Genomic DNA, 13,748 nt, shown 5'->3' on the forward strand with positions numbered 1-13,748 from the left:
ATCGATACCGAGTCAAATCATGAAACGCCCCACGCTGATCAAGACCACTCTTCTGACTGCGCTCATAGCGGTCGCCGGCTTGTCCCTTACCGCATGTGTCGCGCCGAACCCGTACGGAGCATACGGTGCGCAGCCGCAGTACGCGCAACCGCAGTACGCGCAGCCGGCATATGCCCAGCCGAGCTACGCGCAACCCGCTTATACGCCGCCGCCACAGCCCGCCTACACTCAGCCCGGGGAATACGGCACGCAGTACGGCAGCGTCGCGGGCATTCGGCCGATCGGCGGCGCGACGAGTCCCTCCGGCGTCGCGGGCACGCTCGTCGGCGCGGTGGTAGGCGGAGTTATCGGCAACCAGTTCGGCCGCGGACATGGGCGCGATGCCGCCACGGTTATTGGGGCACTCGGCGGCGCCGTCGCCGGCAATCAGATCGGTCAGAACATGGGGCAGCCGTCCGGCTATCGCGTCGACATTCAGTTGAGCGACGGCAGCATGCGTTCGTTCGATATGCAAACGCCGGGCGATTTGCGGCCGGGCGACCGCGTGCGCATCGATGGTAACCAGATCTCTCGCTACTAGGCTGCTTTGAAACGCGGGTAGCGCGCAACAGGGCGGATGCGCCGGCAATGCCGGCGCATCACGAGTCCGTCAAACCATCACCGAGCTTCCGGATGGCATCACCTGTGCGAGCGCATCGTATCGCGCATTGAGGGCAAGGACACCCGGGCGCTCGAACACGTTGCAAAACTTCAGCGTCGCCTCTTTCGCCGTGCTCGTCGACTTTACGGCGCGGATGGCATCCGAATGCGTGGTCTGCAACTCGTGCTTCAAAAACGCGTAGTTCGCCTCCACGCTCGACGGGTTCATATGGTTGCGTGCCGCGAAATCGAGGAACTCCCGTTTGCGCGAACCCGTCCACTGCGCCACACCGTAGCCTTGCCCCATGTTCGAGCTGGGCGCCCCGGCATGCCCGCCTTCGTTCATGTTGGGATGCATGCCGCCGCTTTCGTACCAGAGGTTGGCGACGATGCCGGCCGCCTGGTTAGGCGTCAGATTGAAATCCTTCTGCAAATGGGTCATGAAGTAGCCGGCCACCGGCTTGCCGCCCCCGCTTGCGCCCGAGTACGAAGCGACGCGGGCGCTACCTGCGCGCGAAGTGCCACCCGGGCTTGAAGAGCCGCCGGATATCAAGGCCGCCAGGAGCGAATCCGTCGAGGACTCGCCGTCTCCGAGCGCAGATGAAAGCAACGCCAACAGTTGCTCGATTTCCTTGACGATGCCGGCTTGATACAGTGCGGGGTTCCAAGCAGCGCCGCCAGTGCCCGTCGGCTCGCTTTGCAGCGTATTCAATCCTCGTAATCCAGCGGTATCGATCACAGCCATCTCCGATGACAATGGGTAGCCCGTCGACTATGCGATTTGGGCCGGCACTACGAAGAACATAGCAAAGGCATCCTTACGATACTTTCGATACGCGAAGCGAACGACGTCAGAGCGAAGCGGGGATCAAAGCGAAGCCGGCCCGGTACCGCGAGAGCGAGCGACGCCTCGGGCTCGTCGCTGAACGCTCAATGAAAATTCCTACTGGAAGTCGACAACTCGCCGAGCAAATGCGACAGGTCGACGAAACGGTGCGCAACCAGATGCCGTACCTCTCCTTCGCATTGCCAAACGCCGAACACTGCGAGGAGCGTCGCGCCGAGCGCCTCTTTTCTCTGCCGTTCGAGCATCTTCGGCCAGACGATGACATTGACGTTACCGGTCTCGTCTTCGATCGTGACGAAGATCACGCCCTTCGCCGTATCGGGCCGCTGGCGCACCGTCACGATCCCGCAAGCTCGGGCCAGCCGGCCGTTCGGATAATGCTGCAATACCGCAGCCGGCATCAGCCGTTTCTTGTCCAATTGCGAGCGCAAGAGCGCCACGGGATGACGTCCGAGCGTCAGGCCCATCGTCCGGTAATCCCCTACGATATCCTCCGCTTCCGACGGCATACCAAGCGCCGGCGTTTCGTCCTCCAGGACCGCGCGCGCGAGCATGTCCTTGTCCGGCACGGCGGCCGCCGATTGCCACAACGCTTCGCGGCGATTACCGGCGAGCGATGCGAGTGCATTGGCCGCGGCGAGTACTTGCAAGTCGTGGCGATCGAGTTCGGCCCGGCACGCCATGTCGCGTACGCTCTCGAACGGCCGCGCCGCTCGCGCGAGGGCGATGCGTTCGGCCGCGCCATCGCGCATGCCCTTGAGCTGCGACAGGCCAAGACGAACCGCGGGCCGTTCCCTGTGCGCCACCTGTTCGAGCGTCGCATCCCACTGACTGATGGCAATATCGACAGGCAATACCTCGACACCGTGGCGCCGCGCATCCTGCACGAGCTGCGACGGTGAATAAAATCCCATCGGCTGGCTATTGAGCATCGCCGCGAGGAAAGCTTCCGGCTCATGACGCTTGAGCCAGCTGCTTGCATAGACGAGCAGTGCAAAGCTTGCCGCATGACTTTCCGGGAAGCCATACTCGGCGAATCCCTTGATCTGCTCGAAAATACCGTCGGCGAACGATTTCTCGTAGCCGCGCGCGGTCATGCCGCCTACGATGCGATCGTAGTATTGCTCGAGCCCGCCTTTGCGTTTCCATGAAGCCATCGCCCGCCGCAGTTGATCGGCCTCGCCCGCCGTAAAGCCCGCGGCGAGCATTGCGACCTGCATGACCTGCTCCTGGAAGATCGGCACGCCGAGCGTGCGCGACAACGCAATTTCCAGCGCCTTGCCGGGGTACGTGACGGGCTCTAGCTTCTGGCGACGCCGCAAATAAGGATGAACGGCGCCGCCTTGAATCGGCCCCGGCCGCACGATCGCAACCTCGATCACGAGATCGTAGAACGTCCGCGGCTTCAGACGCGGCAGCATCGACATCTGCGCGCGCGATTCGATCTGAAACACGCCGACCGTATCGGCGCGCGAAATCATTTCGTACGTCGCAGTATCCTCCGGCGGAATGTCCTGCATTTCAAAACGTTCGCCTCGCAGTTGCGAAACGAAATCGAGCGTGCGGCGAATGGCCGAGAGCATACCCAGGGCAAGCACGTCGACTTTCAGCAATCCTAACGATTCGAGATCGTCCTTGTCCCATTCGATGACGGAACGTTCCGGCATGGCCGCATTTTCGATCGATACGAGCCGCGACAGCTTGCCGCGACTGATGACGAAGCCCCCCGAATGCTGCGACAGATGGCGAGGAAAACCGAGCAGTTGCGTGGCGAGCGATGCCCACGCCTGTATCAGCGGCGCTTCGGGATCGAGCCCGCAGTCCTGGAAACGCTTGAGCAAGTCGCGTCTGCCATCGAACCACTGGTGCGATTTGGCCACCCGATCGACGATTTGCGGGTCGACACCGAGCGCCTTGCCCGTTTCGCGCAGTGCACCGCGCGGGCGGTATGTCGACACTGCGGCGGCAATGGCTGCCCGGTCCCGGCCGTATTTCGAATAAATGTACTGAACGACCTCTTCCCGGCGCTGATGCTCGAAATCGACATCGATATCGGGGGGCTCGCCGCGCTCTTTGCTGATGAAGCGCTCGAACAGCATATTGCCGCGGGCTGGATCCACTTCGGTAATGCCCAGGCAGTAGCAAACCGCCGAATTGGCAGCCGAGCCGCGCCCCTGGCAGAGAATGCCGCGGCTGCGGGCAAAGCGGACGATGTCATAGACAGTCAGGAAATAAGGCTCGTATTCGAGCTCGCGTATGAGATCGAGTTCGTATTCGATCTGGGTTTGAACATCGTGCGGAATACCGCTCGCAAAGCGTCGGTGAGCGCCGATATAGGTTTCCTGACGCAAGTAATCGGTCGGCGTCGTTCCGGGCGGCACGAGTTCGTCCGGATATTCGTAGCGCAGCGAATCGAGCGAGAACGTACAGCGCGCGAGGATGTTCGTCGTTTCCTTCAGCGCATGCTCGGGATAGAGATTGGCGAGCCGCAGCCGCGGGCGCAGGTGCTGTTCGGCGTTGGGCGCAAGCTCGTAGCCGCATTCGTGCACCGGTTTGCCCACCCGGATCGCCGTCATGGTGTCCTGCAAAGGTTTGCGCGAGCGCACATGCATGACCACATGCCCGAGCGCGACGACCGGTAGCGCGCATTGCTGCGCGACATATTCGATCGTGCCGCGATGAATGTCGTCCATCGCGCGCTGATGCAAAACGAGACCACACCAGGCTCTGGCGGGAAACGTCGCGTCGAGCCATTGCAGGCGCTCGCCAAGCAGCGCCTCCTTGGCGGGGAAATCGGGTACGAGGATCGCCAGGCACCCGGGCATGCCGCGCAGATGTGTGTACGGTTTTTCCGGCCGAGCGAGATCCTGCGGTGTCAGCCGGTATTCGCCCTTTGGCGCACGCATTCTCCCCAGCGTGATGAGCTCGCATAAATTGCCATAACCGTCCCGGTTCTGTGCGAGCAGAATCAGCCCGAAAGCCGGCGAGCCGTCGGCGTTGACCAGCTTGAAATACGAGCCGACGACGAGCGGCAGTTGCGCTTGCCTGGCCGCCACATGCGCGCGCACGATACCGGCAAGCGAGCACTCATCGGTGATCGCCAGGCCGGCGTAACCCAATTGCGCGGCGCGCTCGGCCAACTCCTCGGCATGCGATGCGCCTTGCAGGAACGTGAAATTCGATAGGCAAAAAAGCTCGGCATAAGCCGGCAGCGCGGTCGGAACAGTCATCGTCGCGCCTCAACCGAAAAGCCCGTGAAGAAACCAGCTCGGCTCTTTTTCGATATCGCGGCTGCTTACGCGCTCGCGATAGATCCAGTAGCAGCTTCGGTCTTGCGCCTGAGCCACGAAGTAATCGCGCGTCACGAGTTCGCCGTCGAACCAGCCGGCCTCGATCCGCTCGCCGGTCGAAACGATCTTGAGCGGCGAGCCGTAGAACGGACGATGCTGACGCATCAGCAAACGCACGGGCGTCTCGAGCAACCAGGTGGGACGCGGCAGGACCGCGGGCGCGCTCGCCGCTTGGATCTTGGCATGCACCGGCACCCAACGGTTCGCGATCTCGGGACGATAGTCGGCCGCCGGCGCCGCGCGCAGCACGTTTTCTTCTCCCAAACGCGCGACGAGCAACTCGATGAGCCGCGCATGATCCTGTGCCGAGCCACCGGGCTCGGGAAAGAGCGTTTCCGAGGCCGGCACCGCCGGCGCCACGTTCGTCGCTTCGAGCCGAAGCGCGATGACCGAGCCCGGCAGCGTCAGACGTCCCAAACGCTCTTTGAGCAGCTTGACGAGATGATCTTCGCGCCAGGTCGGCTCGCCGAGCGCGATCGCGAGTGCCGTGGGCTCCATCGCTTCGCGGCCGCGCTCGTGTTCGAGAAAAAACGTTGCCGCCGCGAGCGACAGCTGGCGGGCCACGAGCCAGCCGCACAATTGCACGATGAGCCGGCGCGCGGCGAACAGCATGCCTTCCGCATGCTCGATGCGGTCGGGCAGTTCGATGCGGGCCGCAAAGACGGGCGGCGGCTCCAGCCAGTCGAAAAGCTCGGGCGTCCCGCCGAAAGCCTGATCGAGCGATGCGAGCACTTCGGCACCGCAGCGTCTTTGCAAACCCGCGCGCGGCAACCGGCGAATATCGGCAATCGTCTTGCAGCCGAGACCGGTCAACCAATCGGCGAACGGTTGGAGATCCGGCACCGTGCCGAACGGCAGCCTGTCGAGTTCGCGCGCGAGCGAACGCATCGCGAGAAAACGGCGCTGACCGTTCTGAACGAGCAGCCAGGCTCCCTGCCCCGTAGGCGCCGCACCGACGCGCGCGCTCAGGCCCATATCGCGCAAGACGATTCGCACCTGCCGGCACAATCGCAGCATCCCGCCGAACAGACGCAGGCTCGCACTGACATCGACAAGCAGGGTTGTTCCATCCACCCTGCTCACTTCCGGCGAAAACTGCATCAGCGCCATGGCGACTTCGCGCTGCGCGGCCTCTTCCTTGGTCAGGTCGCGCTCGTAAATAGTGGCACCCGGCGCCAGCGTCAGCACGCCCCCGCGGCGCATGCCCAGCTGCACGCCCCCTGCGCGCGCGGCATCATCGGCCACGATGACGCTGTCTTTTTCGAGTACGACCGCGCCTTGTGCCGCTTCAGGCCACCACTTCGGCTGGAATACCTCCAGCTGGAGTCGGTACAGTTTGACGGCGAGAAATACGCGCATGACGGCTGAACAAAATAGGACTGGGATGCAGAGGAATCGACAAGGCTTCGGCGCGTGTCGGCCCTCGTCGCTTCACGATATCGACGCTGATGCCGTCGTCCGCCGGGCGCACCGCCAGCCGCAGCAACGCCGGTGAGGCCTGCTGAGCGGCTGCGAGCGGCCTCACCATGACAAAAAGCGTGTCCGACGACTGGGCAGCAAGATGCAACCGCCGCAACGAGGCCGTTTGCACCTGCTGCGCCCAAAAGAGCACCACCCCGCACGTGCCAGCCCGGAGCATCTGCTCGGCAGACCAGAGGGCATCGGGCATTTTGGCCGCGCGCACCTGAATCAATTGTTCGAGGGGCACATCCAGATAGGCGAAGGCCGGCCCATTGGGCACATGCGGGGGCTGCACGAGCGCAATGGGACGCCGGCCCTGTGCCGCGAGCACCGGCCGCAACAGCCGCATTTCGCCTACCCCCGGCTGCTGAATCAGCAGATCCACGAGTGCTCCGAGGGGCCAGCCGCCGCCCGGCAGCTCGGCCGACAATGCCGCATAACCCGTATCCACTGTACGCAGGCTGCCCCGCGCGAGCTGCGACCCGCGCCAGAGCGAAGGATGAACGTCTTCGGGATGGGAAAGAGCGGCAAACATCGGACAATTGCGCAATAACCTGTATGGATGTACAGTATGCTACACGTATTCGGAGTGTCCCGAATAGGTACTTTTTGGGATGACGGCAGGAAAATGAAGAAAGGGGCGCCGGCAACGCACCCCGTAAATCTGGGAGGTGGACGATTCCTCGCTGGCCCTCCACTATTGGCCGGCTGGAATGGCGCATGCGTCGGCATCTCTCATCACCGCGTCCCCGAGCGTCCTTCCGTCACCGGCCGCGGCATCATTCATCACGAACTGGCTCGATACTGCAGCGTCCTATTTCAATGGAACCCGAACGATACCAAGGCTATGAAATCTGGGGCCACGTCATCGCGCAAGACGAGCGCTTTGCGGCGAGCGGCACCGTCATGCGGAACAACGAGCTGATTCAAGGCTCCGGTATCCTCGCTTTTTTCGCTACCGAAGAGGAAGCGCGCGCGGCGGGCATCGAATGGGCACGCGCGTGGGTCGATTGCCACCGATGACGGCATTGGCCAGAGACCGCCACACATATTGATTACATACAGTCGTCACGCGGTACGATTGCGGTCTTGCGCTCCGCGCGCGGCTGTCACCACCCCCCACCGCCGCGGAGCCCATCGCCCTTTTCCGATGGAGCCCGCATGAAGCATCTGCTGTCGAAATTCGTCGTCACCGCGGCGATCGCCGCACTGACGCCCCTCACCACGCTTTATGCCGCCACGCCGCCCGGCATCTTCGTGATCGCCACGCAAATCGGTGAGTTCACGACACTGGACCCGAGCGAAATCTACGAGCTCGTACCGTCCGAATACGTGGCGAATGTCTATGAGCGCCTCGTGCAGATCGATCTGCACGACCCCTCCAAGTTCGAAGCCAAGCTCGCGCAGTCGTGGAGCGTCGGTGCCGACGGCACTACTTACACGTTCAAGCTTCGCCCCGGTGTCAAATTCCATTCGGGCAATCCCGTCACGGCCGACGACGTCGCCTGGTCGCTCCAGCGCACCGTATTGCTCGGCAAAGGTCCGGCCGGCGTATTGGCCGATCTTGGCCTCACGAAAGAAAGCGTCACGCAGCAGGTTCGAAAGATTGACGAACAGACGGTGACACTGCAGACCGATCGCAAATATGCGCCGAGCTTCGTCCTGAACGTATTGAGCGCGGGCCCCGGCTCGATTCTCGACAAGAAGCTGCTGCTTTCGCACGAACAGAACGGCGACGCCGGCAGCGCGTGGCTCAGGACCCATGACGCCGGCTCCGGGCCCTACCAGCTCGTCAAGTGGACGCCGAACGAAAGCCTCGTGCTGCAACGATTCGACGATTACCGCACCCCGTATCCCATGAAGCGCATCGTGCTACGTCACGTGCCCGAAGCCTCAGCGCAGCGGCTGCTGCTCGAAAACGGCGATGCCGACGCCGCGCGCAATCTGAGCCCCGACAGCCTCGCGGCACTTTCGAAAGCGGGCAAGATCCACGTGGCATCGTGGCCCGCCTCGGCATTGCTCTATCTGAGCCTGAACACGAAAAATCCGAATCTGGCAAAGCCTGAAGTGCAGCAGGCGATGAAATGGCTCGTCGATTACGACGGCATTCAACGCAACATCGTCAGTACGACTTACAAAGTGCATCAAACCTTCGTGCCCGACGGTTTTCTCGGCGTGCTCGATGCGAATCCCTACCGTCTGGATGTGGCCAAGGCGAAGGCGCTGCTCGCAAAAGCCGGCCTGCCGAACGGCTTTGAAGTGACGATGGACATGCCGAACGACTACCCGTTCGTGGAAATCGCGCAAGCGCTGCAAGCGAGCTTTGCGCAAGGCGGCATCAAGGTGAAGTTGATCCCTGGCGACGCCAAGCAGGCGATCGGCAAATACCGTGCGCGCCAGCACGACATCTTCATCGGCGAGTGGTCGTCCGATTACATGGATCCGAACAGCAACGCGCGCGGCTTCGCCTGGAATCCGGACAACTCCGATCAATCGAAATACAAAATGCTGGCGTGGCGCAACAGCTGGGGCATTCCGCAGCTCACCGCCGACACCGAGGCCGCGCTCGTCGAACCCGTCTCCGCGCAGCGTGCGAAGCGCTACGTCGCCCTGCAGCGGCAGGTACTCGACCATTCGCCGTTTATCATCATGTTCGAAAAAGTCGTTCAGGTGGCTACACGCCCCGGCGTCACCGGGCCGGAAGTCGGCCCCATCAACGACCTGACGTCTTATCGGACATTGAAGAAATAACCCCACGTTCGACCGAGCCCATCATGTCGACACCGCTTTCGTCGCACGCCCGATTCGAAGCGCTGCGCACACTGACTGCGCGAAGGCCAGCCGTGCGCTGGGCATTGCGCATTGCGCGCTGGGCGATCATGCTCGCCGTCACCTGTGCGGGCCTCATCGTGCTGACCTTCGTGATCGGCCGCAAAGTGCCGATCGATCCGGTGCTCGCCGTGCTCGGCGATCGCGCGTCGGCCGACGCCTACGCAGCCGAGCGCATCGCACTCGGACTCGACAAACCGCTCGCCACGCAATTGTTCCTCTACGCGCGCGACGTGCTTCACGGCAACCTGGGCATATCGCTGCTGACGGCCAACCCGGTACTCGACGACATCAAGCGCGTATTCCCTGCAACGCTGGAACTGGCCACGCTCGCGACGTTGATCGGCATCGCGCTCGGCGTGCCGCTCGGGGTCGCTGCTGCGGTCCGGCACAACCGGCCGATCGATCATCTCGCGCGCTTCATCGGGCTCATCGGCAGTTCGGTGCCGATCTTCTGGCTCGGTCTCATGGGGCTGCTGCTCTTTTATGCGCGGCTGCACTGGGTGAGCGGACCGGGGCGGCTCGACCCGCTCTACGACGGCATGGTCGACCCGCGTACCGGCTCGTTGCTGATCGATGCCGCGCTGGCGGGCGAATGGGACGTCCTGCGCAATGCGATCTCGCATATTGCCTTGCCGGCCGCCCTTCTCGGCTACTACTCGGTCGCCTATCTGAGCCGCATGACCCGCTCGTTCATGCTCGATCAATTGAATCAGGAATACATCGTCACCGCGCGCGCGAAAGGCCTGCCGGAAAGCCGCGTGATCTGGCGTCACGCTTTCGGCAACATCGCCGTGCCGCTTTTGACCGTCATCGCACTCACCTACAGCAATCTGCTCGAAGGGTCCGTGCTGACCGAGATCGTCTTCGCGTGGCCCGGTATCGGCTCGTATCTGACCGGTGCGCTGCTCAATGCGGACATGAACGCCGTTCTCGGCTGCACGCTCGTCATCGGGGTCATGTTCATCTTCGTCAATCTGCTGACCGATGCGCTCTACCGCGTGTTCGATCCGCGTGCCCGTTGACGCGCCACCGCTGTTTTTCGTCTTTATTTGGCCTTTTATTCGACATGGCTTCTTCTCCCGATCGACCGACTCTACCCGCCGCCCCACGGTCGGTGCGCGAATGGTTGCTCGTCGATACGCCGCAATCGCGCGCGCAAGCCTCGCTCGGGCTCGCGTATCGGCGCTGGCGGCGCTTCGCGGCGAATCCGCTGAACATGATCGGGCTCGTGATCCTCGTCGCACTCGGCATCGTCGCAGTGGCAAGCCCATTCATCGTGCCGCACGATCCGTTGCGGCAAGTCCTCTCCGATCGCCTGCTGCCGCCCGGCAGCGCCTCGCATTGGCTCGGCACCGATCAGCTCGGACGCGACATTCTTTCGCGGCTCATCGCAGGTTCGCGTCTGACGCTCGGCATCGCCGTCCTCGTCGTATCGATCGTCGTCCCCATCGGCCTGCTGATCGGCACCGCTGCGGGCTTTTGCGGCGGTTTCGTCGATGGCGTCCTCATGCGAATCACCGATATGGCGCTCGCCTTTCCCAAGATCGTGCTGGCGCTCGCCTTTGCGGCCGCGCTCGGGCCCGGTGTCGTCAATGCCGTCGTCGCTATTTCGATCACGGCGTGGCCCGCTTATGCGCGGCTCGCGCGCGCCGAAACGCTGCGCATTGCCCACGCCGATTTCATCTATGCAGCGCGATTGCAAGGTGCTTCCGAGCCGCGCATCGTGCTGCGCTACATCGTGCCGCTTTGCATGTCGTCCGTCATCGTGCGAGCGACGCTCGATATGGCTGGCGTCGTACTCGCTGTCGCCGGGCTCGGCTTCCTGGGCCTCGGTGCGCAACCGCCTAGCCCCGAGTGGGGATTCATGGTCGCTTCGGGACGCAACGTGCTGCTCGATGCATGGTGGGTCGCTACGCTGCCGGGCGGGGCCATTCTCCTGGTGAGCCTCGCATTCAATCTACTCGGCGACGGGCTGCGCGATGTCTTCGATCCTCGCCATGGAGACTGAGATGGCCGATATCGCGAACGCTTCGCGGCCTCCGCTTTGCGAAATCGACGGATTGCGGATTGCGTTTCGCAGCCATGACGGCAGCCTCGTCGATGCCGTGCGCGATGTCTCGCTGACGCTTGCCGCGGGCGAGCGGCTCGGCATCGTCGGCGAATCGGGTTCGGGCAAGTCGCTGACGGGACGCGCGCTACTCGGGCTGCTGCCCGCGAGCGCCCAATGCACTGCGCGCAGCATGCGTTTCGAGGGGCACGATCTGCTGGCGATGTCCGCACGCGAGCGGCGACGGCTCGCGGGCGCTGCCATGGGCATGGTGCTCCAGGACCCGAAATATTCGCTGAATCCGACGATGACGGTAGCGAGTCAGATGGCCGAGACGTTTCGGCTGCGCGAGCGCGGGCTGGGACGACGCGCTTTGCGCGCGCGCATTCTCGATGCGCTGCATGCCGTCGATATTCGCGATCCCGCACGCGTCGCGGCCTGTTATCCGCACGAGCTTTCGGGCGGCATGGGGCAGCGTGTGATGATCGCCATGATGATTTCGACCGGCCCACGGCTCTTGATTGCCGACGAACCGACCTCCGCGCTCGATGTGGCCGTCTCGATGCAGGTGCTCGCCGTGCTCGACGAAACGATTGCGCGCCATGGCACCGGGCTTCTATTCATCAGCCACGATCTGCCGCTCGTCATGTCGTTTTGCGACCGCGTTGCCGTTATGTACGCCGGGCGCGTGGTCGAGACTTGTGCCGCGTCGGAACTGGTTCATGCCACGCATCCGTACACGCGCGGCTTGCTTGCGGCCAGCCCGACGCTCGCACATCCCGTCGGAGAATTGCCGGTGCTGCAACGCGATCCGGCCTGGCTCACGGAGAGCGGACAATGATCGAACTCCGCGATGTATCCATTCGTTTTCCCGCACGCACCGGCCACGTCGATGCCGTGCGCGGGGCAAGCTTCTCGGTCCCGCGCGGTGAAGCGTTCGGGCTCGTCGGTGAATCGGGCTCGGGAAAATCGACGCTGCTGCGTGCGCTGACCGGTCTCGTGCCGCTTGCGAGCGGGAGCATGTCGATCGATACGCGGATCGTCTGCGCCGGCAACGTCGACCGCGCGTTTCGGCGCGACGTGCAGATGGTGTTTCAGGACCCGTACGCTTCGCTACATCCGCGTTTTACCGTCGATGAAACGCTGCGGGAACCGCTCGCCATCCATCGGATATCGGACGCCGATCAGCGGATCGCTCGGGCGCTGGCCGAAGTCGGCCTCGGACCCGCCTTTCGCTTTCGCTACCCGCATCAGCTTTCGGGTGGGCAGCGTCAGCGCGTCGCCATTGCGCGTGCGCTGATTCTCGAGCCTCGCGTGCTGTTGCTCGATGAGCCTACATCAGCACTCGATGTATCGGTTCAGGCGGAAATTCTCAACTTGCTGCACCGGCTGCATCGGCAACGCGAGCTGACGATGATCCTCGTCAGTCATAACCTCGCTGTCGTCGGTTTTCTTTGTCAGCGCGTGGCCGTCATGCACAACGGCGAGATCGTCGAGCAGTTGGGCGTTGACGATGTTCGTGCTGGGCGGGTGGCAAGCGACTATACGCGCAGCCTGCTGCGCGCCACGCATGGCTATCGTCGGCGTGGCCGTAAGCCGAGTGCCGGTGAACCACGCAGCACGGACTGAGCGCGCCCTTATGCCGCGGCGCATTTTTTGACGGTGTCCCAGGTGCGCGTCGTGACGTTCTTGCCGAATGTCTTTTCGATCAGGGCCATGAAGGCTGGGCCACGCGGACTCGGCACGTAGACGCTGAAAACCTCTCGCTCGGCCACGGCAAGAATGCGCGCATCGTCGAATTCGACCGGCAACTCGATGTCCACCGAATGCGGTGTGCGCATGAATGTCACGACCCGTTTCGCGCCGGGCATCAGTTCGAATGCCGCATAAGGATCCGCAGTCAGCATCTCGTTGAGTTCGTCGACGCGACGGACGATCGTATAAAAGGCGTGCCCCAATCCGTCCGCCATCGCCGCCTCAAGCTTTTGTTCGAGCCGCGACTCGGAGGTCGCGCGGCTCGTGAAAACGACGTTGCCGCTCGAAAGAAGCGTTCGCACGTCATCGAAACCGGCATTCTCGATGCAGCGCTTCAGCTCGGGCATCTTGGCGTTCATCGGACTCACGCCTCGCAAGAATGCGACATATCGTGGCATTTAAACTCCTGGGAGAATCAACGCGGTGCAGTCCATGGATGACCGCGGGCGGAAATCGGCAGTCATCGAAGCATCGCCCTCGAGGATTACGTTGGGCTTCACAATCGTCGTACACACCGCGCCGCGATAGCCGAACCGAACGCCTTTCGCTGAGCGCCTATCCTTTCGCATAAAGCGAAGAATCGGCGAACCCTTCCGCGTTCAGCACCTCCCCCACGAGAATCAATGCCGTGCGTTCGATATCGGTTTGCCGTACCTTTTCGACGATATCGGCCAATGTACCTATCACGCGCTCCTCGTCGGGCCAGCTCGCACGATAAACCACCGCAATCGGGCAATCGGCGCCGTAGTGCGGCAGTAGTTCCTCGACGATGCGTGCCAGATGACGCACGCCGAGATGAATCGCCATCGTCGCGCGG

13 protein-coding genes are annotated in these 13,748 nt (G+C 63.0%); 7 read left to right on the forward strand and 6 right to left on the reverse strand.

What is annotated here, in order from left to right; all coding sequences use genetic code 11:
• Positions 1 to 4: 4 nt before the first annotated feature.
• Positions 5 to 580 (forward strand): outer membrane lipoprotein, encoded by a 576-nt coding sequence (locus ACO1XS_RS15480; protein ID WP_486391110.1) that lies wholly within the window; start codon positions 5 to 7, stop codon positions 578 to 580.
• Positions 581 to 649: 69 nt separating this feature from the next.
• Here the strand turns inward: ACO1XS_RS15480 and ACO1XS_RS15485 are convergent, their stop codons facing one another.
• The 4 genes from ACO1XS_RS15485 to imuA all read right to left on the reverse strand — a co-directional run bounded on the left by ACO1XS_RS15485 (position 650) and on the right by imuA (position 6,832).
• On the reverse strand, positions 650 to 1,378 hold the full coding sequence (locus ACO1XS_RS15485) for a phage tail tip lysozyme (protein ID WP_486391100.1): 729 nt from the start codon (positions 1,376 to 1,378) through the stop codon (positions 650 to 652).
• A 191-nt stretch (positions 1,379 to 1,569) separates the two neighbouring features.
• Positions 1,570 to 4,716 (reverse strand): error-prone DNA polymerase, encoded by a 3,147-nt coding sequence (locus ACO1XS_RS15490; RefSeq protein WP_486391101.1) that lies wholly within the window; start codon positions 4,714 to 4,716, stop codon positions 1,570 to 1,572.
• A gap of 9 nt (positions 4,717 to 4,725) precedes the next feature.
• Complete coding sequence (locus ACO1XS_RS15495; protein WP_486391102.1) at positions 4,726 to 6,195, reverse strand: Y-family DNA polymerase; 1,470 nt, start codon at positions 6,193 to 6,195, stop codon at positions 4,726 to 4,728.
• Complete coding sequence (gene imuA, locus ACO1XS_RS15500; protein ID WP_331567235.1) at positions 6,125 to 6,832, reverse strand: translesion DNA synthesis-associated protein ImuA; 708 nt, start codon at positions 6,830 to 6,832, stop codon at positions 6,125 to 6,127. Before imuA ends, ACO1XS_RS15495 begins: the two co-directional genes overlap by 71 nt.
• A 287-nt stretch (positions 6,833 to 7,119) precedes the next feature.
• Between imuA and ACO1XS_RS15505 the strand changes: the two genes are divergently transcribed.
• The 6 genes from ACO1XS_RS15505 to ACO1XS_RS15530 all read left to right on the forward strand — a co-directional run bounded on the left by ACO1XS_RS15505 (position 7,120) and on the right by ACO1XS_RS15530 (position 12,805).
• Complete coding sequence (locus ACO1XS_RS15505; RefSeq protein ID WP_331567237.1) at positions 7,120 to 7,320, forward strand: hypothetical protein; 201 nt, start codon at positions 7,120 to 7,122, stop codon at positions 7,318 to 7,320.
• Between the two features lie 138 nt (positions 7,321 to 7,458).
• Complete coding sequence (locus ACO1XS_RS15510; protein ID WP_486391103.1) at positions 7,459 to 9,048, forward strand: ABC transporter substrate-binding protein; 1,590 nt, start codon at positions 7,459 to 7,461, stop codon at positions 9,046 to 9,048.
• Positions 9,049 to 9,071: 23 nt separating this feature from the next.
• On the forward strand, positions 9,072 to 10,151 hold the full coding sequence (locus tag ACO1XS_RS15515) for an ABC transporter permease (protein ID WP_486391104.1): 1,080 nt from the start codon (positions 9,072 to 9,074) through the stop codon (positions 10,149 to 10,151).
• Positions 10,152 to 10,195: 44 nt separating this feature from the next.
• Positions 10,196 to 11,137 carry an ABC transporter permease gene (locus ACO1XS_RS15520; RefSeq protein WP_486391105.1) on the forward strand — a complete coding sequence of 314 codons (942 nt, stop codon included), beginning with the start codon at positions 10,196 to 10,198 and terminating at the stop codon, positions 11,135 to 11,137.
• Positions 11,127 to 12,017: an ABC transporter ATP-binding protein gene (locus ACO1XS_RS15525; RefSeq protein ID WP_486391106.1), complete on the forward strand. Its 891-nt coding sequence runs from the start codon at positions 11,127 to 11,129 to the stop codon at positions 12,015 to 12,017. The genes ACO1XS_RS15520 and ACO1XS_RS15525 overlap by 11 nt, the downstream gene beginning before the upstream one ends.
• Positions 12,014 to 12,805 carry an ABC transporter ATP-binding protein gene (locus ACO1XS_RS15530; protein WP_486391107.1) on the forward strand — a complete coding sequence of 264 codons (792 nt, stop codon included), beginning with the start codon at positions 12,014 to 12,016 and terminating at the stop codon, positions 12,803 to 12,805. Before ACO1XS_RS15525 ends, ACO1XS_RS15530 begins: the two co-directional genes overlap by 4 nt.
• An 8-nt stretch (positions 12,806 to 12,813) precedes the next feature.
• Here ACO1XS_RS15530 and ACO1XS_RS15535 read toward each other — a convergent pair whose 3' ends face one another.
• Both ACO1XS_RS15535 and ACO1XS_RS15540 read right to left on the reverse strand, forming a co-directional pair.
• A complete protein-coding gene (locus ACO1XS_RS15535; RefSeq protein ID WP_486391108.1) occupies positions 12,814 to 13,329 on the reverse strand; it encodes a DUF1697 domain-containing protein in 516 nt (171 codons plus the stop codon).
• 157 nt (positions 13,330 to 13,486) lie between these two features.
• A partial coding sequence (locus tag ACO1XS_RS15540; protein ID WP_486391109.1) for an SAM-dependent methyltransferase occupies positions 13,487 to 13,748 on the reverse strand: 262 nt, incomplete at its 5' end.

The organism is Trinickia sp., from assembly GCF_057351765.1.

Excerpts from the sequence above, each read along its gene's own strand:
- imuA (WP_331567235.1), bottom strand. The coding sequence starts at position 6,832 with ATGTTTGCCGCTCTTTCCCATCCCGAAGACGTTCATCCTTCGCTCTGG.
- ACO1XS_RS15505 (WP_331567237.1), top strand. The coding sequence starts at position 7,120 with ATGGAACCCGAACGATACCAAGGCTATGAAATCTGGGGCCACGTCATC.
- ACO1XS_RS15490 (WP_486391101.1), bottom strand. The coding sequence starts at position 4,716 with ATGACTGTTCCGACCGCGCTGCCGGCTTATGCCGAGCTTTTTTGCCTA.
- ACO1XS_RS15520 (WP_486391105.1), top strand. The coding sequence starts at position 10,196 with ATGGCTTCTTCTCCCGATCGACCGACTCTACCCGCCGCCCCACGGTCG.
- ACO1XS_RS15535 (WP_486391108.1), bottom strand. The coding sequence starts at position 13,329 with ATGCCACGATATGTCGCATTCTTGCGAGGCGTGAGTCCGATGAACGCC.
- ACO1XS_RS15510 (WP_486391103.1), top strand. The coding sequence starts at position 7,459 with ATGAAGCATCTGCTGTCGAAATTCGTCGTCACCGCGGCGATCGCCGCA.
- ACO1XS_RS15530 (WP_486391107.1), top strand. The coding sequence starts at position 12,014 with ATGATCGAACTCCGCGATGTATCCATTCGTTTTCCCGCACGCACCGGC.
- ACO1XS_RS15525 (WP_486391106.1), top strand. The coding sequence starts at position 11,127 with ATGGAGACTGAGATGGCCGATATCGCGAACGCTTCGCGGCCTCCGCTT.
- ACO1XS_RS15515 (WP_486391104.1), top strand. The coding sequence starts at position 9,072 with ATGTCGACACCGCTTTCGTCGCACGCCCGATTCGAAGCGCTGCGCACA.
- ACO1XS_RS15495 (WP_486391102.1), bottom strand. The coding sequence starts at position 6,195 with ATGCGCGTATTTCTCGCCGTCAAACTGTACCGACTCCAGCTGGAGGTA.